At 50.9% G+C, this 24,245-nt stretch carries 23 protein-coding genes; 22 read left to right on the top strand and 1 reads right to left on the bottom strand.

What is annotated here, in order from left to right:
• The 6 genes from mqnC (at window position 1) to GWC94_RS13920 (ending at window position 5,001) form a co-directional block, all read left to right on the top strand.
• A complete protein-coding gene (gene mqnC, locus GWC94_RS13945) occupies window positions 1-1,080 on the top strand; it encodes a cyclic dehypoxanthinyl futalosine synthase (protein WP_235918539.1) in 1,080 nt (359 codons plus the stop codon).
• 120 nt (window positions 1,081-1,200) lie between these two features.
• Window positions 1,201-1,410 carry a hypothetical protein gene (locus GWC94_RS13940; protein WP_161835618.1) on the top strand — a complete coding sequence of 70 codons (210 nt, stop codon included), beginning with the start codon at window positions 1,201-1,203 and terminating at the stop codon, window positions 1,408-1,410.
• 112 nt (window positions 1,411-1,522) lie between these two features.
• Window positions 1,523-2,008 carry an RNA polymerase sigma factor gene (locus GWC94_RS13935; RefSeq protein WP_161835617.1) on the top strand — a complete coding sequence of 162 codons (486 nt, stop codon included), beginning with the start codon at window positions 1,523-1,525 and terminating at the stop codon, window positions 2,006-2,008.
• 40 nt (window positions 2,009-2,048) lie between these two features.
• A complete protein-coding gene (locus GWC94_RS13930; protein WP_161835616.1) occupies window positions 2,049-3,158 on the top strand; it encodes an anti-sigma factor in 1,110 nt (369 codons plus the stop codon).
• Window positions 3,159-3,175: 17 nt separating this feature from the next.
• Window positions 3,176-4,054 (top strand): outer membrane beta-barrel protein, encoded by an 879-nt coding sequence (locus GWC94_RS13925; protein WP_161835615.1) that lies wholly within the window; start codon window positions 3,176-3,178, stop codon window positions 4,052-4,054.
• A gap of 272 nt (window positions 4,055-4,326) precedes the next feature.
• Window positions 4,327-5,001, top strand: coding sequence for a L,D-transpeptidase family protein (locus GWC94_RS13920; protein WP_235918538.1), 675 nt, complete (start codon window positions 4,327-4,329; stop codon window positions 4,999-5,001).
• 99 nt (window positions 5,002-5,100) lie between these two features.
• Here the strand turns inward: GWC94_RS13920 and serS are convergent, their stop codons facing one another.
• Window positions 5,101-6,372, bottom strand: coding sequence for a serine--tRNA ligase (gene serS / locus GWC94_RS13915; protein WP_161835614.1), 1,272 nt, complete (start codon window positions 6,370-6,372; stop codon window positions 5,101-5,103).
• 168 nt (window positions 6,373-6,540) lie between these two features.
• Between serS and GWC94_RS13910 the strand changes: the two genes are divergently transcribed.
• From GWC94_RS13910 to metH, 16 genes are all read left to right on the top strand, one after another.
• Entirely contained in the window at window positions 6,541-6,885 is a 345-nt protein-coding gene (locus tag GWC94_RS13910; protein WP_161835613.1) for a hypothetical protein, read from the top strand.
• Window positions 6,886-7,012: 127 nt separating this feature from the next.
• Complete coding sequence (gene gcvH / locus GWC94_RS13905; RefSeq protein WP_161835612.1) at window positions 7,013-7,390, top strand: glycine cleavage system protein GcvH; 378 nt, start codon at window positions 7,013-7,015, stop codon at window positions 7,388-7,390.
• 66 nt (window positions 7,391-7,456) lie between these two features.
• Entirely contained in the window at window positions 7,457-7,987 is a 531-nt protein-coding gene (locus GWC94_RS13900; protein WP_161835611.1) for an RNA polymerase sigma factor, read from the top strand.
• The gene (locus GWC94_RS13895; protein WP_161835610.1) at window positions 7,977-8,771 is read left to right on the top strand and encodes an anti-sigma factor; all 795 of its coding nucleotides are present in this window, start codon (window positions 7,977-7,979) and stop codon (window positions 8,769-8,771) included. Before GWC94_RS13900 ends, GWC94_RS13895 begins: the two co-directional genes overlap by 11 nt.
• Before the next feature lie 27 nt (window positions 8,772-8,798).
• On the top strand, window positions 8,799-9,188 hold the full coding sequence (locus GWC94_RS13890; RefSeq protein ID WP_161835609.1) for a VanZ family protein: 390 nt from the start codon (window positions 8,799-8,801) through the stop codon (window positions 9,186-9,188).
• Between the two features lie 352 nt (window positions 9,189-9,540).
• Window positions 9,541-10,575: a radical SAM/SPASM domain-containing protein gene (locus tag GWC94_RS13885; RefSeq protein WP_161835608.1), complete on the top strand. Its 1,035-nt coding sequence runs from the start codon at window positions 9,541-9,543 to the stop codon at window positions 10,573-10,575.
• A gap of 126 nt (window positions 10,576-10,701) precedes the next feature.
• The gene (locus GWC94_RS13880; RefSeq protein ID WP_161835607.1) at window positions 10,702-11,157 is read left to right on the top strand and encodes a MarR family winged helix-turn-helix transcriptional regulator; all 456 of its coding nucleotides are present in this window, start codon (window positions 10,702-10,704) and stop codon (window positions 11,155-11,157) included.
• Between the two features lie 82 nt (window positions 11,158-11,239).
• Entirely contained in the window at window positions 11,240-12,730 is a 1,491-nt protein-coding gene (locus GWC94_RS13875) for a glycoside hydrolase family 10 protein (RefSeq protein ID WP_161835606.1), read from the top strand.
• Between the two features lie 113 nt (window positions 12,731-12,843).
• Window positions 12,844-15,969, top strand: coding sequence for an ATP-dependent helicase (locus GWC94_RS13870; protein WP_161835605.1), 3,126 nt, complete (start codon window positions 12,844-12,846; stop codon window positions 15,967-15,969).
• 105 nt (window positions 15,970-16,074) lie between these two features.
• On the top strand, window positions 16,075-17,466 hold the full coding sequence (locus GWC94_RS13865; protein WP_161835604.1) for an Ig-like domain-containing protein: 1,392 nt from the start codon (window positions 16,075-16,077) through the stop codon (window positions 17,464-17,466).
• Between the two features lie 87 nt (window positions 17,467-17,553).
• Window positions 17,554-18,168: a recombination mediator RecR gene (recR, locus tag GWC94_RS13860; protein WP_161835603.1), complete on the top strand. Its 615-nt coding sequence runs from the start codon at window positions 17,554-17,556 to the stop codon at window positions 18,166-18,168.
• Between the two features lie 142 nt (window positions 18,169-18,310).
• Window positions 18,311-18,727: an OB-fold protein gene (locus GWC94_RS13855; RefSeq protein ID WP_161835602.1), complete on the top strand. Its 417-nt coding sequence runs from the start codon at window positions 18,311-18,313 to the stop codon at window positions 18,725-18,727.
• A 16-nt stretch (window positions 18,728-18,743) separates the two neighbouring features.
• Window positions 18,744-19,268 carry a YceI family protein gene (locus GWC94_RS13850; RefSeq protein WP_161835601.1) on the top strand — a complete coding sequence of 175 codons (525 nt, stop codon included), beginning with the start codon at window positions 18,744-18,746 and terminating at the stop codon, window positions 19,266-19,268.
• A gap of 27 nt (window positions 19,269-19,295) precedes the next feature.
• Window positions 19,296-20,213, top strand: a complete 918-nt coding sequence (locus GWC94_RS13845) for a DUF5777 family beta-barrel protein (RefSeq protein ID WP_161835600.1) — start codon at window positions 19,296-19,298, stop codon at window positions 20,211-20,213.
• Window positions 20,214-20,490: 277 nt separating this feature from the next.
• Complete coding sequence (locus GWC94_RS16715; protein ID WP_202628778.1) at window positions 20,491-21,501, top strand: homocysteine S-methyltransferase family protein; 1,011 nt, start codon at window positions 20,491-20,493, stop codon at window positions 21,499-21,501.
• A gap of 37 nt (window positions 21,502-21,538) precedes the next feature.
• Window positions 21,539-24,244 carry a methionine synthase gene (metH, locus tag GWC94_RS13840; protein ID WP_202628774.1) on the top strand — a complete coding sequence of 902 codons (2,706 nt, stop codon included), beginning with the start codon at window positions 21,539-21,541 and terminating at the stop codon, window positions 24,242-24,244.
• Window position 24,245: the final 1 nt, after the last annotated feature.

Raw genomic sequence — 24,245 nt, 5'->3', positions numbered from 1 at the left:
TTGAGTATTGAAGAAGGTATGTTCCTTTTCGAGCATGCGCCGCTGGCGGAACTGATGTTTGTGGCGGATGAGCTGCGCAAAAAACAGGTGCCCTATAACAAGGTTACCTGGCAGATAGACCGCAATGTGAACACCACCAATGTGTGCATCGCCAATTGTAAGTTCTGTAATTTCTACCGTATACCCGGGCATGCCGAAGCCTATATCACCGATATGCCCACCTATCGCCGTAAGATTCAGGAGACCCTGAAATACGGCGGCGACCAGCTGTTGTTGCAGGGCGGGCACCACCCTGAGCTGGGACTGGATTTTTACACCAATACCTTTCGCGCCATCAAGCAGGAGTTTCCCCGGATAAAACTGCATGCGCTGGGACCACCCGAAGTGGCGCATATCTGTAAGCTTGAAAAGGCGGGTCACCACGAGGTACTCAAAGCGCTGAAGGAGGCCGGTCTGGATTCCCTGCCCGGTGCAGGTGCCGAGATACTTGTAGACCGTGTACGCAGGCTTATCTCGAAGGGTAAATGCGGGGCCGACGAATGGCTGGCCATTATGCACGAAGCGCATAAGCTGGATATCACCACCAGCGCCACGATGATGTTCGGCCATGTGGAAACACTGGAAGAAAGGTTTATCCACCTTACCCGTATCCGCGAGGTACAGAGCCGCAAACCCGAACAGGCAAAGGGATTCCTGGCTTTTATACCCTGGACCTTCCAGGACGTGGATACCCTGCTAACCAGGATCAGGGGCGTACATAACCTTACCACCCCCGATGAATATATCCGTATGATCTCGATCAGCCGTATCATGCTGCCGAATGTGAAGAATATACAGGCCAGCTGGCTTACCGTGGGCAAACAAACGGCGCAGATATGCCTGCACGCCGGCGCCAACGATTTTGGCAGTATCATGATCGAAGAGAACGTGGTAAGCGCGGCGGGCGCCCCTCACCGGTTTACCTACCGCACCATGCAGGATGCCATCCGCGAAGCCGGTTTTGCCCCCCAGCTGCGCAACCAGCAATACGAATGGCGCGATATACCGGAAGCGATACAGGAACAGGTAATCGACTATTAGGGAGATAGCGGGTCGGGATGGTCACTTCACCCCCTGGCATTCCGCTTCCCCCGATTTTAACAAATTTTGCTATGCGGCTTCAGGGGCGGCGAGTATATTCGCTGGCCTTTGCGCTTATTTATGAGATCACGCTATGCCATATTACTGCTGATTGCGGCTTTTGCCCTGGCTTCGGCCACTTATATACTGGCTAAAACAGGCGCTGATAAAACCACCTGCGAGGGCAGCGGGTGCACCCAGCAAAAAAAGAAATCATCCGAAGCACCTTCCGGCGGATCGGATGTGTACGAAGTATCCTACCACCATTATATTGTTTCGAGCTTTCACTGACCGGAAACCGGCGTTTTGCCCCGCTGCGGGAAATTTTTTCTTCCTTTGTAACAAAATGGAAGCTGTGCCGTATAACTAACAAGGCAAGCATTTTCAGAACCTTCCGCTGTTTATGACCGAGAAAGACTACAATTCCTGTGTGAACCAGTATGCAGACAATGTATACCGGTTCATCGTGAAAAATCTCCGTCATGAAGAAGATGCCAGGGATATTGTGCAGACGGCTTTTGAGAAGTTATGGCGCAACCGGGATACGGTGGAAGCAGATAAATCCAAATCCTACCTGTTTACCGTTGCCTATAACCAGATGATCGATCATATCCGTAAGAACAAACGCATTCACCTCAAAGATGAATTTGCGGAGGATGGAAAAGTGCAGTACCAGTCGAACAACAACCTGAAAAAAACACTGATGGACGCGCTGAACCGGCTGAACGAAACCCAGCGCAGCCTGGTGATGCTGAAAGACTACGAAGGCTACAGTTATGAAGAGATAGGGGAGATCATGGGACTGAACGAAAGCCAGGTAAAAGTGTACCTGCATCGTGCCCGTCTCAACCTGCGGAATTACCTGGTAAGCCCGGAGAACGTGCGATAAAACAATAACAAAACAATCGCTAAATTGTAAACCAGCATACGTGAAAACAACCATCAACATACACAACTGCGAGGAGTTCTTCCTGCTGTATGTAGACGGCGAACTGTCTGCAGAAGACAGGCTTTCCGTTGAGCGGTTTATTGCGGATAACAGTCACCTGGCATCCGAACTGGATATGCTGCAGCAGGCAGTGCTGGGCAACGACCCGGTATTGTTTGAAGACCGGGAAATATTGTACCGCAACGGCAGTGCAGAGATCAATCCCGACAATGCCGAAACACATTTTCTTTTGTATGTAGACAATGAACTGGATGCAGCGGCCAGAACAGGCGTGGAAACATTTGTACTGCAGCATCCCGCGCTCCAGGAACCCTTTCTGCAGCTGAAACAGGCCAAACTTGTTCCGGAAACAGTGGTTTTCCCCGATAAAGCTTCACTGTACCGGAAAGAAAAGAAAGAACGCCCGCTGCTGTACCTGCGCTGGCAGCGAGTGGCGGTGGCTGCCGCTTTCATCGGACTGGCGGTATTGGCCTGGAGACTGGTTCCTTCGGGCCGGGCAGTGCAAACCGGCATAACCGCGGTTAACCTGCCTGCCGATACGAAAAAAAATACGCGCTCGGCAGCGCCGGGTGTGGTCACCGCCGAAAACAGCCCGGAATCTGCTGTCGATGCGGTTGGCCAAACAAACCATTCCCCGCAGATAGCGCAAGCCCCGGTTACGGTTAGTACCGTTGCCAACCGGGCACCCGAAACCAATACCGGCTTGCCAACCCAGCCCGTACAAAACGATCCGCAACCGGCAAACCAGGTAACCGGACAGCAGGAAACGATGCCGGGTGAAAAAACGGTTCTGTCTGTACAACCCAAAACCCAGCTTGCTGCCAATACCGAAAACTCCCTGCTGCAGACAGAACCGGTCAATACCAAACAGCCCGAAGGGAGCATGGCCATGACTGCGCAGCCGGCCATCTACCGCGAACTGGATACCGAAGAGGGCGATGACAAAAAAAGCCTTTATGTAGGGTCGATAGAGATCAACAAAGACAAACTCCGTGGATTTTTCCGCAAGGCCACCAGCCTGTTCAGGGGAAAAGCGAAAGAAGATGAAAAAACAGAAACCACTCCTTCCCACTCACGGTCATTACGATAACCCAGAAACCAACAGATATGAAACGCGTAGTATTTTCAGCAGTACTGCTGCTGATTGCAGGAACCATTTTTGCCCAGACGGATACCACTTCAAGAACCTCGGATACGGTACGGGTCGGCAATTTTATCATCATTAAAAAGAAAGGCAGCAATACCGACAGCGATAACGACCGTGTGGTAACGCGCAACAGAGGCAACGATACCGAATACAAGGTGGAACGCCGGTACCGCAGGGGAAGGAATATCAGCACCAACTGGTTTATCTTTGACCTGGGGTTTACCAATATGCGCGATATGACCAATTATACGGCGGCGGCATCAGGCGGCTATTTCAAAACCCTGAATGCGGCGGCGGGTCCGGTAACAGAGAACAGTTACAAACTCATCACCGGCAAATCGAGCAATGTGAACATCTGGTTCTTCATGCAAAAACTGAATGTCATCAAGCATGTGGTGAACCTGAAATACGGCCTGGGTCTTGAAATGTACAATTTCCGTTACGATACGCGTCTCAGTTACCGCAACGATCCGCAGCCATATGTCTTCAACGATTCCATCGGCTTCTCCAAAAACAAACTGTACGTGGAGTACCTGACGGTTCCGTTCATGATCAACATCAATACCACGCCCGACAGCCGCCGCGGACTGAGCATCAGCGCCGGTGTCAGCGCAGGATACCTTACCAACAGCCGCAACAAACAGGTAAGCAGTGAACGCGGCAAACAGAAATACAGGGGCGATTTCAATTTTGAACCCTGGCGCTTTGCCGCCATAGCCGAAATAGGTCTCGGCCCCGTAAGACTGTACGGCACCTATAGCCTCAACCGCCTCCAGAAAGACATCACCCGCGTGGAACAGTATCCGTATGCGGTGGGGGTTAGGTTTAGTAACTGGTGAGGAGGGATAGAACAGATGAACAAGGAGCAGATGAACAAGGAACAGCCGATCGGAAGGGATTCTATCAGAACAGCAACTGTCAGATTAAATCGTGACTTCTGCAAAAAAATATTGTTTCCGTTCCGATCCTTGCTCCCTGTTCATCTGCTCCTTACTCCTTGTTCCCCTGTTTCTTCCTCCTCTGTTCCTAACACCCTCTTAACTTAAAGTTTCGTGAATTAGCAGGTGCAAAACAATGCAATGGCATAGCTTGGTTTTCAAATCCTGATACCATGAAACCGAATAGATGGAAACCCGCCTTGCCGCAGCTTCTGCGCGGTGTATTTTCTCTCCCTATTTTTACGGTTACAAGCACGAAAGCGCCCTGGCATTGGCCGGTTGCTTTTACACATTCCTCTCTCCGGAAAATGCGAACGCCGTTTTATGTTTCACTGCTCGGTATGGTTGTCATTACCTCTACCTCTTTCAAGAAAAAACTGCCACTGGTATCAAAAGCCACGCGCAACAGTTATTATGTTCTGGTCACAAAAAGCAAATACGAACTGAAAGTATTTGATTCAACCGGCGAGTGGATCGTAACCTATCCTGTTGTATTCGGCAACAAGGACCTGGGTGATAAAATGATGGAAGGCGACCGCAAAACACCAGAAGGGGTTTTTCATATTGCAGGAAAACGGAAACACGAGAAATGGAATTCGTTCATGATGCTCGACTATCCCACACAGGAAAGTGTTGAAAAATTCAACCGCCGGAAAGCGGCCGGCATGATTCCCTCAGGAGCACGTATCGGCGGCGCCATCGGCATCCATGGCACCTGGCCCAATGAAGACTATGCAATAGACCAATACCAGAACTGGACGGAAGGATGCATCAGCACCAAGAACAACTATATCCGCGAGATATTTGAATTGCTGCCGGTGGGAACGAAAATAGAGATCAGGCGGTAGATTTTGGATTGGTGGATTAGTGGATTACGGATTAGCGGATTAACAATCAAAGGTGTCAATCCATAATCCGCCAATCCGTAATCCATTAATCCCTGCATCCTACTCCATCTTGCTTCCATTGAAATAACTGTGCAGCACCTGCGGCAATACGATGCCGTTTTCTTTCTGGTTATTCTCGAGCAGGCAGGCTACGATACGCGGAAGGGCCAGCGAGCTGCCGTTGAGCGAGTGCGCCAGCTGCATTTTGCCGTCTGCATCCCTGTAACGGCATTTCATACGGTTGGTCTGGTAGCTCTCAAAATTACTTACACTGCTTACTTCCAGCCAGCGCTGCTGCGCCGCGCTGTACACTTCAAAATCGTAGGTGATGGCGCTTGTAAAACCCATATCGCCACCGCAGAGCAATAAAATGCGGTAAGGAAGTTCCAGTGCCTGCAGAAGCTTTTCCACATGCTCCACCATTTCATCCAGGGCTGCATGACTTTTATCGGGTTCGGTGATCTGAATGATCTCCACTTTCTCGAACTGGTGCACGCGGTTCAACCCGCGTACATCCTTGCCAAAACTGCCGGCTTCCCTCCTGAAACAGGGAGAATAGGCGGTCATTTTAATCGGCAGTTCGTCCAGCTTTACGATCGTATCCCGGTAAATATTTGTAACAGGCACTTCGGCTGTGGGGATCAGGTAAAAATTGTCTTCCGTTGCATGGTACATCTGCCCCTCTTTGTCGGGTAGCTGCCCGGTGGCAAATGCGCTGGCTTCGTTCACCATAAACGGGGGAAGGTATTCCGTATAGCCTGCGGTGGTATTGTAATCGAGGAAGTACTGTACCAGCGCCCGCTGCAGCTTGGCGCCTTTTCCCTTGTACAGGGGAAAGCCGCTGCCGGTGATTTTGGCGCCGGTTTCAAAATCGATCAGGTCGTATTTCCTGATCAGGTCCCAGTGCGGCACCGCATCTGCATGCAGATCGGGTTTAACACCGCCTTCGCGTACAACGATATTGTCCTCCGGCGTTTTTCCATCGGGTACTTTTGCCGCAGGCAGGTTGGGAAGCAGTACAAGCGTATTCTGCAGCGCCTGTTCTACCTGTGCCATCCTTTCTTTGAGTGGTTCAAGCGCAGCTTTCCATTCAGAAACGGAGACTTTCTGCTCTTCCGCTTCGGCCTTTTTTCCCTGTGCCATCAGTTTGCCGATCTCTTTGGATGCGGCATTCACTTTGGCCTGGGTGCCGTCAAATTCGGCCTGCAGTTTCTTGCGCTCGTCATCCAGGGTAATGATATTGTCTACCAGCTCCGGCTGCCGGAACTGTTTTATGGCCAGTCTGCTCTTAACTTCTTCCGTATTGCCGCGCAATACCTGTAATGAAAGCATACGATGATTCTTTACGCAAAGATAAGAGGGAGAGGGCAGAGGCGATGGGTAAATTGGCTAAACTGTTTTATTGTTGAATGGCTGTATGTTTACTGCTTTGGTTGAAACTGTAAGGGAAACCATTAAACAAATAAGCTATTCAACCATTTCCCTTCCTACCTTTGCCCCATGCTTATATCCGATGACCTGCAGCAGCGATGGTGGAACCTGGAATCCAAACTGGTGGAACGTTTTGGCAAGAAGCCCGATATGGAAGCGGTCCTCTTCCTGATTGGTATGCAGGAGACCGGTTTTATGCAGGAAAAAATATCCAAAGAGCAGAAGCAGGACCTGATGCATGTGGCGGTATGCACCCTGCTGGCCCCCAGCGGCTACTATATTCTCGAAGGAACCGACCCCGACGGCTGGCCGCATTTCCGGCAATTGAAAGAACTGCCCGGACTGAACTTTATCGAACAGGAGAATTTTCTGAAAGACCATGTGCTGCTGTATTTTGAACAGCAGGGTTTTTAGAAAACACGCACGGTAAGCAGGCCAGACAGAGCGCCTGGATCGCCATCCGGTAATCGCTGCCCACCGGGGCATCTGTTCTTGCTGATCTGTTGCTATTTTCCTTTCTTTGCAGCTAAAACCGAATCGTATGAATTTTCCGGCAGAACTCCGTTATACCAAAGACCATGAGTGGATCCGTTTGGAAGGCAATATAGCCACCATCGGCATCACCGATTTTGCACAGCATGAGTTGGGCGATATTGTTTATGTGGACATCAGCACTGTTGGTAAAACCCTGCCTGCCGAATCGGTTTTTGGCACCGTGGAAGCGGTAAAAACCGTCAGCGACCTGTTCCTGCCCGTTGCCGGAACCCTTACGGAGACCAATCCCCAACTGGAAAAACAACCCGAACTGGTAAACACCGATCCCTATGGAAACGGCTGGATGGTGAAGATGACGGTTGAGAACCCCGAAGCGGTTGCGGCCCTGATGGACAGCGCCGCCTATGCCGCACTTGTCGGATAAATCCGGTTTCCTGTTAACTGCGTATATGGTGTAAGACAACCTTATACTTCACATCATCCTGTTTATTTGGAGCTGTCAAAAAAATACGATGAAGACGAGCTGGTATTGCGCCTGCGCAACCGTAGCCGGTCTGTATTCTCGTACCTGTATGAGCATTATGCCGGCGCCCTGCGCGCGGTGATACTGAATATTGTGACAGACGAGGAGCTGGCAAACGATGTGCTGCAGGAAGTGTTTGTAAAGATCTGGCGGCAGATCGACTCCTATGATCAAAGCAGGGGAAGACTGTTTACCTGGATGCTGAACATCGCCCGCAACGCATCTATCGATATGGTACGCAGCCGATCCTTTCAGAACAGCCGTAAAAACCAGGAGCTGACAGACCAGGCCGGCGGCATAAACGAAATGCGCACCGACCAGATAGGTCTTCGCAAGCTGGTGAGCGGTCTCAGGGAAGAATACCGCATGCTGGTGGAGCTGGCGTATTTTCAGGGTTATACCCAGGATGAGATAGCAAAAGCATTATCCATTCCCATAGGAACGGTAAAAACCAGGCTGCGGGCCGCATTGATTCAACTAAGAGATATTGTCAGATAACGTGGATACAAAAGCATACATAGAAAGTGGCGTGATCGAAAGCTATGTGCTGGGACTGGCTAACGATCAGGAGATTGCCGAACTGCGGCAGTTGACGGCATTGTATCCCGAAATACAGGCGGCGATACATGCTTTTGAGACCGCTCTCGAAAAACAGCTGCAAAATGCCGGCAGTCCGGCCCATGAAAATACCCGGAAAATGCTTTTTGACCGGTTGGACGGAACCTTTGCCGAAGAAGCGCCGGTACGGTCCTTTTCCAGAGCCGGGTTTGTAAAATATATTGCCGCCGCAGCCGTGCTGCTGCTGGTGGTCAGCGCCGCGCTGAATGTGTATTTCTACAATCGTTTCCGTTCAGCCAACCATGCATTTCTTGCCCTGCTCACGGAGAAATATACCATCGCCGGTGCATCGGGTGCCATGCAAACGCAGATGCTGGGTATGTACGAGAATATGCAGCTGATGAGCGATCCCGCCGTGGCCAAAATAAGCATGGCCAGCGCACCCGGAACCGAAGGCAACCTGGCAACGGTTTTTTGGGATACAAGAACAAAAGACGTATACCTGCTTCCCAATAAACTGCCTGCAGCACCCGCAGGCAAGCAATACCAGCTATGGGCAATCGTAAACGGCAAACCAGTTGACGCGGGTATGATCGACAGCTGCACCGGTTTGTGCAGGATGAAAAACATCACCGCCGCCCAGGCATTTGCGGTAACACTCGAAAAGAAAGGCGGTAACCCCTCACCCGAAGGGCAGATGTACGTGCTGGGTAAAGTGGGTTGATCGTATCTTCCGGTTTAAATTCCTGTTTTGAAAAATGTCTATTTCCTGGCCGGTATCGCCTGGGTGCTGATCGTTACGGTGCTGCTGTGTCTGCCGGGCTCAACCCTTCCCAAAAATCCATTTCTGCTTGCCATCCACGCCGATAAATGGGTGCATATCTTTCTTTTTGCCACAGGCTGTTATCTGTTTTCCCGGCCCTTCCTGAACTCGGGCCGTTCGCCCGGGCAGAAGACCGCCTGGTTTTGCGCGGTTGCCACAACCGGGATCGCTTACGGAACAGGGATGGAATTCGTACAGGAACACTGGGTCAGTAACCGCTCATTTGAACTGGCGGATATTGCCGCCGACAGCGCCGGCTGTCTGATTGCACTGGTCATCTGCGTAATGCAGCTCAGAAGCAGCAGGGGAAAGGGCTGAAAAAAAATTGGTCCCGATAGAAATCGGGACCGCAACCAAAACTAACTGCTTATGAGAAAATTGTTATAAATGCCTCTGATAGGTATAAGGCAATTCCTATGCCATTGTACCTGCTTTTTCTGTTAAGAGAATCTAAAAGATCCGGGTAAGCCGTTCAACGCTGTCTGCGTTATCTTGCTCACACAAAGTTCTGTACAATAGAGCCAAAATGCTGTCAATAGTTTACCAATAAAATGTTAAACCCTTTCCCCATCCTGGGGAATTATGGGCAAAAAAATCTACAACTGCCGGCGAAACTGTTTTTGCAGCGGGTTTGGCCAATCGTAGCTCATCTCATCTTACTTTTACATTCATGGCTTATTTTAATTGGAACGACAGCACCAACCTGCTGGGAAAGATCACACCGCGCAGGTTATGGAATGCCGCCAAAGTATATACCAGCTTCCAGATCAGCCGTTTAACGGGGAAGCCGGTGCAGTGGGGACTGCCGATATCCATTTCTTTTGAACCCACCACCTCCTGCAACCTGCGTTGTCCCGAGTGCCCCAGCGGTATGCGGGCTTTTACGCGGCCAACGGGTATGCTGGAAAACGATTTTTTCCGCCGCACCATCGATGATATCCATAAGGAGCTGCTGTACCTGATCTTCTATTTTCAGGGCGAGCCCTACCTGAACCCGGCCTTCCTGGATATGGTGCAATATGCGCACGAAAAAGGCATCTATACGGCCACCTCTACCAATGCGCATTACCTCACGGATGAGAAGGCAAAGAAAACGGTGGAAAGCGGTCTCGACAGGCTGATCATTTCCATCGACGGCACTACGCAGGACGTATACCAGCAGTACCGGGTGGGCGGCAAACTGGACAAAGTGCTGGAGGGCGCCCGGAATATCGTGAAATGGAAAAAAGAACTGAACAGCAAAACGCCGTTTATCTTCTTCCAGTTCCTGGTGGTAAAACCCAACGAACACCAGATAGAAGCGGTGAAACGTCTTGGAAAAGAGATCGGTGTGGACCAGGTGCGTTTTAAAACAGCGCAGGTGTACGATTACGAGAACGATCCCCATCAGCTGATACCCAGTGTGGCAAAATACAGTCGCTACAAAAAAGATGCGGCCGGTAAAACCACTGTGAAAAACGGTCTCAGCAACCATTGCTGGAAACTGTGGCATGCCAATGTGATTACCTGGGACGGGCTGGTGGTGCCCTGCTGTTTTGACAAAGATGCCATGCACCAGCTGGGTAACCTGAAAACGCAGAGCTTTAAGGAAACCTGGCACAACGATAACTACCGCCAGTTTCGCCGTGAACTGCTTACCAGCCGTAAAAACATCGATATCTGCGCCAATTGCAGTGAAGGCCTGTCGGTATGGGAAAACGGATAAGCCGGTGCAGTGAAGACGATGTATGGGACGGCGAAGCGGCTGTATCAGCGTTTTCTGCCTCGTAAATCGCAGTTTTTTTCTATCTTCAGCAGCCACTTGTGCCAATATCCACCAGCAGGCAATCATATGGGAATAGAAAAAGATATCCAGCAACAGTCTTTTCGCAACGAACACCAAAAGGCGGCAGTGAATATCCTGTTTTCGGGGAGTTGGCTGAATGAACACATCAAACAATTCTTTGAACAGGAAGACATCACTTCGCAGCAATATAATATTCTCCGCATTTTAAGGGGCGCAGACAAACCACTCAGCACGCTGCAGATCAGGGAGCGTATGCTGGATAAAATGAGCGATACCAGCCGTATTGTGGAAAGGCTGCTGAAAAAAGGGCTGGTGGAAAAAAAGATCTGCGCCACCGATAAACGCCTGGTAGACGTGAATATTTCCAAAAAAGGAATAGCCCTTCTCGATAAGCTGGATACCAAGAACGACCAGCTCGATGCCATACTGCATGGTCTGACGCACGATGAGGCGAAGGTGCTGAACGGCCTGCTCGACAAAATGCGTGAGAAAGCCTGTTAACGCCCTGTGAATTACCGGTTCCTTACCGGTAATATCACCCACAATACCCGCATAGCTGCCCTGTCAATTTTATCTTCGCGGTATGAAGTATTGCCTGTTTCTTGTTGCCGGTCTGCTGCTCTGCTGTTTTACAAAAGCGCAGCCGCTTACACCCAACTACGAATTTCGCGGGGTATGGGTGGCAACGGTGGAGAATATCGACTGGCCCGCCGGCAGGAATATGTCGGTGGCGGAGCAGAAAGCCGATTTTATCAAACTGCTCGATATACATGCCGCCAACAATATGAACGTAATGATCGTTCAGGTACGGCCGGCCGCAGATGCTATGTACCCTTCTCCCTACGAGCCCTGGAGCGAATACCTGACGGGCAAACAGGGCCAGGGTCCGGTGCCTTACTGGGACCCGCTGAAATTCATGATCGATGAAACACACCGCAGGGGAATGGAGTTTCATGCCTGGCTGAACCCTTACCGCGCCGTGTTCAGCATGAAAAGTTCTTCGATAACGCCCAACCATCTTACGCGCACAAACCCGGAGATGTTCCTGGTATACGGCAGTAAGAAAGAGGGGTATAAAAAATATTTCAACCCCGGTTTGCCCGAAACCATGAAGCATACGGTGAAGATTGTCAAAGACCTGGTAACCCGGTATGATATCGATGCCATTCATATGGACGATTACTTCTACCCTTACCGTATTGCAGGCGTTGAATTTCCCGATCAGAAGACCTGGGAGAAATACGGAAACGGCCTGAAGAAAGACGACTGGCGCCGCAGCAACTGCGACAGCATCATCAAAATGACCCACGAAGCCATCCGCACCATCAAACCGCGGGTGAAATTCGGGGTAAGTCCGTTTGGCATCTGGCGTAACAGGAGCCAGGATGCGATGGGCAGCGATACCAGGGGCGGTCAGACCAATTACGACGATCTGTATGCCGATATCCTGCTCTGGATGCAGAAAGGATGGGTTGATTATGTGGTGCCGCAATTATACTGGGAACGGGGCCACCGGCTTGCCGACTATGACGTACTGCTGAAATGGTGGAACGACCATGCGTACGGAAGACAGGTATACATCGGTCATGGTATTTACCGTGCAGGAAGCAATGCGGCATGGCGCGACCGGAACGAGCTGCCCGCACAGATACGCGGGCTGCGACAGTATCCGTCTGTACAGGGAAGTGTTTATTTCAGCAGCAAAACATTTGAACGCAATCCCAACGGCTGGAACGACAGCCTGCAGAAAAATTATTATCACTATCCCGCGCTGATACCGGCCATGCCATGGATCGATAACGCCGTTCCCTCGCAGCCGCTGATCGAAAAACAGCCCAATAATATGCTGAAGCTGGTGTATAAGGGAGAAGACAGGATCAAGGCCTTCGGTATACTCACACTGCCTGCAGGCGCAGAAGCCAGGTTCGTGAATGCACAGCTGGTACAGTTGGTGCCTGCCGAAAAACTGGCGGTGATAGACCAAAGCATCATCCCCGATGCCAAGGGCAAACGTATTTTTGTGGTGGCCGTGGATGTTGACAACAATGTAAGCCCGATGACGGAGATTTTGTAAACCGCTCCGTCGGCAGATGGATTTGAGGAGCGGTGAACCTATGTTCTCCGGCGCAGGACATATCATACCCCGGCAACCTCGCGGTGAATCAGCCATTCACCTAACTTTACCCCATGCACCAGCGGGAACAGTTCGATATTATTTACCAGGCCCTGAACGAGGAACAGAAACGCGCCGTGGATACCATTGAAGGTCCGGTGATGGTCATTGCCGGTCCGGGTACGGGCAAAACGCAGATACTCGGCGCGCGTATCGGCAAAATACTGCTTGACACGGATACGCAGCCGCAGAATATACTTTGTCTTACCTATACAGATGCAGGCGTGGTGGCCATGCGCAAGCGTCTGCTGAAATTCATAGGGCCGGATGCTTACAAAGTCAATATCTACACCTTTCATGCATTCTGTAACGATATCATACAGGAAAACCTATCGCTGTTTGAAAAAACATCGCTGGAGCCTGTATCCGACCTGGAGAAGATCGATTTTTTCAAACAGCTGATAGACGGGTTTCCGAAAAACCATCCGCTGAAACGTTACCGGGGCGATGTGTATTTCGAAATACGCAACCTGCAGCAGCTGTTCAGTAATATGAAGCGGGAAGGATGGACCCCGCAACTCATCGGCAGCAGGATAGATGAATACCTGAACGATATTCCCAACCGGGAAGAATTTGTGTACAAGCGGGCTTACAAACAGTTCAGGGCAGGCGATCCCAAAACGAGCCGGATTGAGGAGGCGAAGGAGAAAATGGAGAAACTCCGCGCGGCGGTGAACGAATTCGACCGGTTTCAGCAGATCATGCGCAGCAGGAACCGTTACGATTTCGACGATATGATCAACTGGGTGATCAGGGCTTTTGAAGAAAACCCGCTGCTTCTTTCAAAATACCAGGAGCAGTTTCTGTACATACTTGTTGACGAATACCAGGATACCAGCGGTACGCAGAACCGGCTGGTGCAACTGCTGATCAATTACTGGGAACACCCGAATGTATTTGTGGTAGGCGATGACGACCAGAGTATTTACCGCTTCCAGGGCGCCAATATCGAAAACATGATGGATTTTGCCAGCAGCTACCAGGATGCGCTGCAAACGATTGTGCTCACAAGCAATTACCGGTCAACCCAACCCATACTCGATGTATCCAAAACGCTGATAGACCGCAACGAAGAACGCCTGATCAAAAAGATCGACGGTCTCAGCAAGGAGCTCCGTTCTTCCAACAGCGATATCAATACGCTTACCCATGCACCTTCGGTGAGAGAATACCAGACACAGCGGGAGGAGATGATCCATATTACGCTGGAACTGGAAAAACTCATCAGCGCGGGAACACCGCCGGGCGCCATCGGCATTATCTACAAAGAAAACAGGTACGGCGAGGAACTGACAACCTATCTCACGCAGAGAAAAATTCCTGTTTACAGCAAACGCAGTCTCAACCTGCTGGAACTTCCTTTGGCCAGGAAGATGGTTTTGCTGCTGAAATACCTGGCCGCGGAACAGGATATTCCCTATGGGGGTGATGAGATGCTGTTCGAGATACTGCATTTCGACTGGTTCGGTATAGCGCCTATCGAGATCGCGAAGCTCAGCGCGGAACTGGCAGGCAAACCATTTGCCGGAGAAAAGTTTTCGCTGCGCAGGCTGCTGTTTGAAAAAGTGAATGCGCCGGCCCGCGATCTTTTCAGCAAGGCACCCACCGGTATGAAACCCGCCAGCGATGCACTCGAAAAACTGATCGGGCAGGTGCCCAATACCACGCTGATCAGCCTGGTGGAAAACTGTTTTCGCCATGCGGGCATACTGAGCTGGGTAATGCAGGATACCGACAAACATTTTCACCTGCGGGTACTGGGCTCTTTCTTTGATTTTGTGAAAGACGAAGCGCATCGCAGGCCTTCCATGACCCTGGAGCAGCTGGTGAACCTTTTTAGGTTGATGGAGAAAGAAGACCTGTCTTTACCCCTGGTGCAGGTCAGCGGAAGCGATAAAGGCGTGAACCTGCTCACGGTTCATGGCTCAAAAGGCCTGGAATACGAACATGTTTTCCTGGCGGGATGCAATGCGGGCAACTGGGAAAAAAAACGCAAACCCGGCGGCGGCTATGCTTTTCCCGATACCATGTTTTCATCGCAGCCCAAACACACCGATGAAGAAGAACTGCGCCGGCTGTTTTACGTAGGACTTACCCGGGCAAGGCTGCATTTGCATATATCGTACAGCCGGTTTAAGAACGATGGCAAGGAATGGGAACCCTCTATGTTCATCGAAGAAATGCAGGAGATACACAAACTTCCGGTGCAGCAGGTGATCATTGACCGGGACACGCTCAGCGAGTTTGCCATGATCCGTTTTCACCAGCCGCAGGCGCCGGAACTGGAAAAAACAGAAGCGGATTTCATCACGCAGCTGCTGGATAAGTTCGTGATGAATGTAACGGCGCTGAATAACTACCTGAAATGCCCGCTGCAGTTTTATTTCCTGAACCTGGTTCGCGTTCCCCGCGGTAAATCGGAGGCGCTGGAGTTTGGTTCTGCGGTGCATTACGCGCTGGAGAAACTGTTTTCCAATATACAGCAAACAGGAAGTTTTGCGGGTAAAGCGGATTTTATTGCCGATTTCGAAGTCTATATGAACCGTCACCGAGAGAATTTTACCAAAGAGGAATTTGCCAGGCGGATGGAATACGGGCACGAAGTGCTGGGTAATTATTACGATCAGTACATTGATTCATGGAACCGTGTGGTTGCCGTGGAGCGCAATATCCGCAACGTGGTGGTACAGGGGGTGCCGCTGAAAGGCAAGCTCGACAAACTGGAGTTCGATGGCCATGCAGTGAACGTGGTGGACTATAAGACAGGCGATATAGACAAAGCACGTGACAAGCTGCTGCCCCCCGGCGAGAAGAACCCGCCTGGCGGAGACTACTGGCGGCAGGCGGTTTTTTACAAACTGCTGGTGGATAATTACGAACAGAAGAACTGGAAAGTGATCAGTACCGAGTTCGATTTTGTGGAACCCGATAAAAAGAAGGTTTACCGCAAGGAAAAGATCCTGATCGGTCCGGAAGACACTGCCACGGTAACACAGCAGATCAAAACGGTCTGGCAAAAGATACAGGACAGGGATTTTTACCAGGGTTGCGGTAAGGAAGATTGTCACTGGTGCAATTTTGTCAAGACCAACCATATCGAGATCGCCCTGCACGACCTGGCGGGGGAGGAACAGGAATAAAAAGTTAAAAAAACCGCCGGCGCCCGGAACTGCCGCTGCAATTAGTTGCTCAATTCAGGCTTTTCACAACGACGCTGTTTATATTTGCCGGGTATCGGAACCCTCATGCGGATATCATTTGTTCAGCTTTTCTGTTTGGGATTACTGGCGGTAACGGCCTGTGGCCTGTTTTCCTGTGCCAATATCATTCCGCCCGGCGGCGGTCCCAGAGATACGCTGCCGCCCCGGCTGGTGATGGCGCAGCCAAAAGACTCTTCCGTTAATGTTTCACCGAGGCAGATCAACCTGGTATTCGATGAATATGTAACGCTGGACAACTGGTACAGCAACCTGATTGTTTCTCCGGCGCTGAAGTACCCGCTCAATGTAAATGCAAAGCTCCGTAACATAACAGTTACCATCAGGGATACCCTGGAGCCCAATACCACTTACCTGCTCGATTTCGGCAACGCCGTGCGCGATGTGAACGAGAGCAATGTGGCCCGGAATTTCCGGTATGCATTTGCCACAGGCGGCAAACTGGACGCAAACAGCTACAGCGGTAAAGTGATACTGGCACAGACGGGTAAAACAGACAGCAATATGTATGTGATGCTGTACCGCGATCTGTCGGATTCTGCCGTTTACAAAACCCCGCCACGATACTATACACGTATGAACGGCCGGGGCGAGTTCAGCTTTCACAACCTGCCGGATGGCCGGTTTGCCGTATATGTGATCGATAACCGGTCGCCCATGAAAACCTATACAGACAGCAGCCTGCTGTTTGCATTCAGGGATGCGCCGGTGGCCATCACCGCCTCAACCAAACAGGATACGCTGTATGCGTACCATGCCTATACAAAAAAAGAGATCGGGTCTGCCTCGCCGGCAAGACCGCAGGCAAACGCCGACAAAAGACTCCGCTATACTGCACAAATGGAGAACGGCCAGCAGGATATACTGGATAGTATGAAGCTTGTGTTTCAGAAAAGACTCACGGTATTCGACAGCGGTAAACTGGTTTTGTACGATACGGGTTACCGTAAACTGGCCGGGTATTCGCTGCAGTTGGACAGCACCCGTACAAAAATATCCCTGGTATATCCCTGGCAGCCAAACACCGCTTACCGCCTGATCATAGCCAAAGACGCCGTGGCGGATTCACTGGGTGCCACGCTTGCCAAAGCGGATACCATCCGTTTCACAACAAAAAAAGAAACCGATTACGGCAGTATCCGTATCCGTTTTCCCAATATCGATCTCTCGCGCAACCCCATCTTGCAGCTGGTAAAGAACGATGCGGTTGTTGAATCGTTCCCGCTTATCCGTAACGAGGTCACGCGCAAACTGTACCGCCCCGGCAGCTACGATGTACAGATACTCTATGACACCAATAAAAACGGGGTATGGGATCCGGGCCAGTTCCTGCCCAACAGGCGGCAGCCCGAGATCGTTGAGCGCATAACCAAACAGATACTGGTGCGTGCCAACTGGGACAATGATGTAACCCTGTAAGCGTATCATCCGGCCAGGCCAGGCCGCCCGGGGTTTGCCGGCGTATTTTTCACATCCTGTTTCTGGCCCTTTTCCTAATTTCGCCTGATGCAATTGCCCTCTTCCTTACTGCAGAATGCTGTAGCCGAGTTTTCCAAGCTCCCGGGTATTGGAAAGAAAACGGCGCTGAGGCTGGTGCTGCACCTGCTGAAACAGGATGTGAACGAGGCCGAACAGTTCGGAGAGGCGATCACGCGTATGCGGAAGGAGATCAAATTCTGCCAGCGCTGTTATAATGTGAGCGATGGTGATATCTGTTCCATCTGCGCCAACTCGGTCCGCAACCAGCGGATGATCTGCGTGGTTGAAAACATACGCGATGTAATTGCCATTGAAAGCACCCAGCAGCTCAACGGAACCTACCATGTACTCGGCGGCATCATTTCACCGCTGGATGGGGTAGGTCCCGACCAGCTGAACATAGAGACCCTGGTGAGCCGCATCCAGAAAGAAGAAACCGAAGAGCTGCTGTTTGCCCTGAACCCCAACATACAGGGCGACACCACCATTTATTATATCCAGAAAAAGATCGCACACCTGCCCTGCCGTATTACCACCATCGCCCGGGGTATTGCTTTTGGCGGCGAACTGGAATACGCCGATGAAATGACCCTTGCCCGCAGTATTGCCAACAGGCTGCCGGTACAGCAATATGTTAAATAATTCAAAACCGGTAATGGCCGGGGATCGATTGCGAATGTTTAATTTTTGCCGGCGATTTTCCCAGGCAACCAATATTTCTGTTTTCCGTATCTTTTTGTAACGTAACATTGAATAATTTGCAGCAAACAGCAAATTGTCTGGTATGAAAAAATGGATCAAGGTATTGCTGATCGTTCTTGTTATCGGGCTGGTGGGAGCGGCAGGGGTTGTGTATTACGTATACAATAGACCGCACCGCGATGTAAGCACGGAGCAGGGCGTAAAACTGACGGCGCAGGGTATTTATGATGCGTTTCACACAAACGAGGCGGAGGCCAATAAACTTTACCTCGACAAAGCCATCGAACTCACCGGCGAGGTGGCCGATATAGCCACCAACCAGGATGGGAAAGTGGTGGTGAATTTCAAGACCAATGACCCGATGGTGGTGATCAACTGTACCTTTAAAGAGAACCCGGGCAACCTGAAGCCGGGGCAGACCATTACTTTCAAGGGCATCTGCACGGGCTATATACCCGATGCAAATGTGGTGATTAACGAAGGTGTATTAGTAAAATAACTGTAAAAGACCAGGCATGAAATCGGTAGTAGTATGGGTGCTTTCCATAGTGTTCTTTGTAACACAGGCGGATGCGCAGAAAGTTTTCGGAACACGTAACGGCAAAATCAGCTTTTCGGCGCCGGATGATGAAGACGTGAAAGCGGTGAATAATGAGGTAACAAGCCGTATCTCGGATAACGGCCAGATGACCTTCAGCCTGCTGATGAAAAGCTTCCTTTTCAAAATGGCCGAAATGCAGGAGCATTTTAACGACCAGTATGCCGAAACCAGCAAGTATCCCAGGGCCGATTTCAAAGGCAATATCCAGAACCTGTCATCGGTGAATTTTGCGAAGGACGGTGCCTACAAGATCAGCGTAAAAGGCGATCTGACCATGCACGGCATAACAAAAAATGTTACCGTGAACGGGACGGTCAATATCAGGGGAGGCAAGCCGTTGGCCGCAGCGCAGTTCAGCATTGTATTGAAAGATTTCGGCATCAATGCCTCCAGTGTTACCGATAAGGTAACGGTTGATGTAAGCTGCCAGTACCAGTAATTGTCCCATTCATATAAAACAGACCGTATGCAGCATGCTTTTAAAAGCGTACTGGCCATTGTATGCCTTGTACTGAGTTCGCACATTGCTTTTTCACAGGAAGTGGATCTTTTTAAAATGCAGGACAGCGCCAACGCTGCCCAATCCGCCACCCGTAAAGAACCCGTGATCAATACTTTTTATTCAACGCGGCTGGTAAACAGCCATACCGTGGAAATCACCGGAAAAGGCAGTATGGACTTCCGCATCAACCACCGGTTTGCGCCTGTGAACACGGGGTTGTACAATATGTTCGGGCTCGATGCGGCCTCGATGCGCATGGGCTTTGATTTTGGTATTGCCAATAACCTGATGGTCGGTATCGGCCGCTCTACTTTTTTTAAGGAACTGGATGGTTTTGTAAAATACCGCGTGGTACACCAGCAGGAGGGTGCGGCGCCGGTATCGGTTGCCCTGCTCGCTTCCCTGGCCTACCGCACGCTGGATATGGACCCCACCTTGAAAGTAACCGGTTCCGACCGCACGTTTTTTACCGGGCAGGTGCTGATCGGCAGTAAACTTAACTCGCATACCTCGTTACAGATATCTCCCACCTACACCCATTACAACCGGGTATTGTTCTACAGCGGCGGCTCGCAGGACCTGTTCTCCATCGGCTTTCTTGGCCGGCAGCGCATCAGCAAACGCATCAGTTTAACGGCAGAATATTTTCTCCAGACCAACCGCTTCAACGGAACCTACGACCCGCTCTCGGTGGGTGTTGACATCAATACCGGCGGCCATGTGTTCCAGCTTCATTTCACCAATTCAACCGGTATGAACGAGCATACTTTTATCCATGAAACCACCGGTTCCTGGGGCAACGGCGATATCCGCTGGGGCTTCAATATCTCCCGTATATTCCATATTGGCCGGAAGAAGAAAGGCGATTGGGCAAAAAGCTGAGGATGGCAGCACTGTATGGCTATACGGTTAGCGCGGTTGAATGGCCGCTGTAACCCTATAGCCATTTAAACAATCAACCCGCTCAACCTATCAGGTTTTTCTCTACCTTTGCATCCTGCGCAGGCGGATTTGTTTATTGTTCGGCCTGCACTCCCGTTTCGGCGGGAATAAAATCGAACTAATAAACGTCTCGAAGTACCTGTTACCATCTTCCAGCGTTTATGATTCGTGTCCGTAACCGGGTTCAGCCATTGGCCGGAACCATAAACTGCATGATATGGATATCAGGAAAGCACTCGAAAAACGCATTCTGGTTATAGACGGGGCCATGGGCACCATGGTACAGCGTCACAAACTCACCGAAGCCGATTACCGCGGCGAGCGTTTCAAAGACTGGCATACCGATGTAAAAGGTAATAACGACCTGTTGTGCATCTCCCAGCCAGACATCATCAAAGGCATACACCGGCAATACCTCGACGCCGGCGCCGATATCATCGAAACCAATACATTCAGCAGTACCGTGATAGCCATGGCCGATTATGATATGCAGTCGCTCGCCTACGAACTGAACGTGGCTGCTGCCCGGTGTGCCAGGCAGGCGGTGAATGAATACCTTGCCGACAACCCCGGTGCCACACCCAAATACGTGGCTGGCGCCATCGGTCCGCTGAACAAAACCCTGAGTCTATCGCCCGATGTGAACAATCCCGGCTACCGCGCGGTTACGTTCCGCGAAGTGGTGGATGCTTACTATGAGCAGATCAAAGGACTGGTGGATGGCGGTGTAGACATACTGCTTATCGAAACCATATTCGATACCCTTAATGCCAAAGGCGCCATTTTTGCGGCCAAACAGTATTTCCGTGATCATAACACGGAACTGCCCATCATGATCAGCGGCACCATTACCGATGCATCGGGCAGAACGCTGAGCGGGCAAACGCTCGAAGCCTTCTATACCTCCGTCATGCATGCCAACCCCGTAAGCGTTGGGCTTAACTGCGCCCTGGGTGCGGCAGAAATGCGGGCGCATATCGAAGAACTGTCGCAGATCGCTGCCTGTTACACATCGGCTTATCCCAATGCCGGTTTACCCAATGCCATGGGCGAGTACGACGAAGCACCGCACGAAACAGCGCATTTCATAGAAGACTGGGCCGAGCAGGGTTTTGTGAATATTGTGGGCGGGTGCTGTGGCACCACGCCGGACCATATCAAACACATCGCCGAAAGCGTAAAGAACCTAACCCCCAGGGCATTGCCTGTATTGGAAGAAACATTGTAAAACCGCTAACCAATGCCGGGATCGCCCGGCTGCTGATATGAGTACTGTTGCCTCTATAAAACCTTACCTGCGTCTCTCCGGCCTCGAACCGCTGGTGATCCGGCCCGAGACCAATTTTGTGAACATAGGTGAAAGAACCAATGTAACCGGTTCCAAAAAATTTGCGCGCCTGGTACGCGATAACCAGTATGAAGAAGCCCTGTCTGTTGCGAGACAGCAGGTGGAGAACGGCGCGCAGGTGCTGGACGTAAACATGGATGATGCGATGCTCGACGGTGTAAATGCCATGCGCACCTTCCTCAACCTGGTACAGAGCGAGCCCGATATTGCGCGCATACCCATTATGATCGACAGCTCCAAGTTCGAGATCATACAGGCGGGACTGGAATGCGTGCAGGGAAGATGCATCGTAAACTCGATATCGCTGAAGGAAGGCGAGGAGAAATTTATTGAGCAGGCTTTTATCTGCAGGGCTTTCGGCGCAGCGGTGATCGTTATGGCTTTTGATGAAGTGGGGCAGGCCGATACAAAACAGCGCAAAGTGGAGATATGCCATCGTGCATATAAGATACTGGTGGAGAAAGTGGGGTTTGCACCACAGGACATCATCTTTGACCCGAACATCTTTGCGATAGCAACGGGTATTGAAGAACACAATAACTACGCGGTGGATTTTATAGAAGCCACCAGCGAGATCAAACAGCTGATGCCACTGGCAAAAGTGAGCGGCGGCGTATCGAACGTATCTTTCTCTTTCCGCGGTAACGAACATGTGCGCGAAGCCATTCACTCCGTATTCCTGTATTATGCCATCAGGGCAGGTATGGATATGGGCATCGTTAATGCCGGCCAGCTGGTGGTATACGACGAGATAGAACCCACGCTGAAACAGCTGTGCGAAGACGTGATCCTTAACCGCAACAACGACGATAACAGCGCCACAGAGAAACTGATACAGTTTGCCGAAACGGTGAAAGCAAAAGGCAAGGTAGAGGTAAAAGACGAGGCATGGCGTAATGAAAGCGTGGAGAAACGTCTCTCGCATTCGCTTGTAAACGGTATCACCGACTATATAGAAGCCGATACGGAAGAAGCCCGGCTGCAGTACCCCACCCCTTTATCCGTTATCGAAGGACCGCTGATGGATGGTATGGGTATTGTGGGCGACCTGTTCGGCGCGGGTAAAATGTTCCTTCCGCAGGTGGTGAAAAGCGCCCGTGTGATGAAGAAAAGTGTTGCGGTGCTCACCCCGTTCATCGAAGCGGAGAAAGAAGCGCGCAAAAAAAATTCGGAAGCCGGCGGCACGGAATCCGCAGGGGCAGCCAAAATACTGCTGGCCACGGTTAAAGGAGATGTGCACGATATCGGCAAGAACATCGTGGGCGTTGTGCTGGGTTGTAACGGATACGATATCATTGACCTGGGGGTGATGGTGCCTGCCGACAAAATACTCGATACCGCACAGAAAGAAAATGCCGCCATCATTGGCCTGAGCGGACTGATCACACCCTCGCTGGATGAAATGGTGCATATTGCCAAGGAGATGAAAAGAAGGGGCATGAAACAACCGCTGCTTATCGGCGGCGCCACCACTTCGCGGATGCATACGGCGGTGAAGATAGCGCCCGAATACCAGGACGGCGTGGTGCATGTACTCGATGCATCGCGCAGCGTAACGGTGGCAGGATCGCTGCTGAGCAATGAACAGAAACCGGGATTTCTTACCGGTATCCGATCGGAATACGTAAAACTCAAGGAGGCGTTCGACAGCAAGAAATCCATTAAGACCTACCTGACCTATGCAGACGCCCTGCGGAACAGGGTTTCGGTCGACTGGAGCCAGCACCAGACACAGACCCCGCAGTTCACCGGCACAAAAATATTTGAAGATTTTGACCTCGAGGTATTGCGTGCGTATATCGACTGGAAACCCTTCTTCATTACCTGGGAAATGCACGGTAATTTTCCCGAGATACTCACAGACAGCGTAGTGGGCAAGGAAGCCACAAAACTGTACAACGATGCCAACGCATTGCTCGACAAGATCATTGCTGAAAAATGGCTGAAGGCAAAAGGTATCATCGGTTTTTGGGAAGCGGCGAGTGAGGATGACAATGTGTATGTGCAGAATGGCGAAGAGGTAAAGCTTTCCTTCCTGCGTCAGCAGATAAAAAAAGCGGCCGACCAGCCCAATATTTCGTTAGCCGATTTCATCGCTGCAAAAGCAAGCGGTAAAAAGGATTATATCGGTGCATTCGCCGTTACCATTCACGGAATCGAAGCGCATATCAAACGGTTTGAAAGCAACCACGACGATTATAACAAGATCATGCTGCAGGCGCTCGCCGACCGTTTTGCCGAAGCATTTGCCGAGGCATTGCACGAAAGAACAAGAAAAGAGTACTGGGGTTATGCAAAAGAAGAAGCCCTAAGCAACGAGCAGCTGATCAAGGAACAGTATATGGGAATCCGCCCGGCGCCAGGCTATCCGGCCTGCCCGGATCATACCGAAAAATACAAACTGTTCGGGCTGCTCAACGCCACCCAAGCGGTGGGCATTCAGTTAACGGAGAGCCTGGCCATGTATCCTGCCTCATCCGTATGCGGCTGGTATTTTTCGCATCCCAAAAGCCAGTATTTTGGTGTGGGCAAAATACAGAAAGACCAATTTGAAGACTATGTAAAACGAAAAGGACTGCCGCTTGAAACCATGGAAAGATGGCTCAGTCCTGTGCTGGAATAAA

Origin of the sequence: Sediminibacterium soli (assembly GCF_009939225.1) — a bacterium.
GTDB lineage: Bacteria > Bacteroidota > Bacteroidia > Chitinophagales > Chitinophagaceae > Sediminibacterium > Sediminibacterium soli.
The sequence above is the reverse complement of the archived record's forward strand: the minus strand, read 5'-3'. Positions and strand labels throughout refer to the sequence as shown.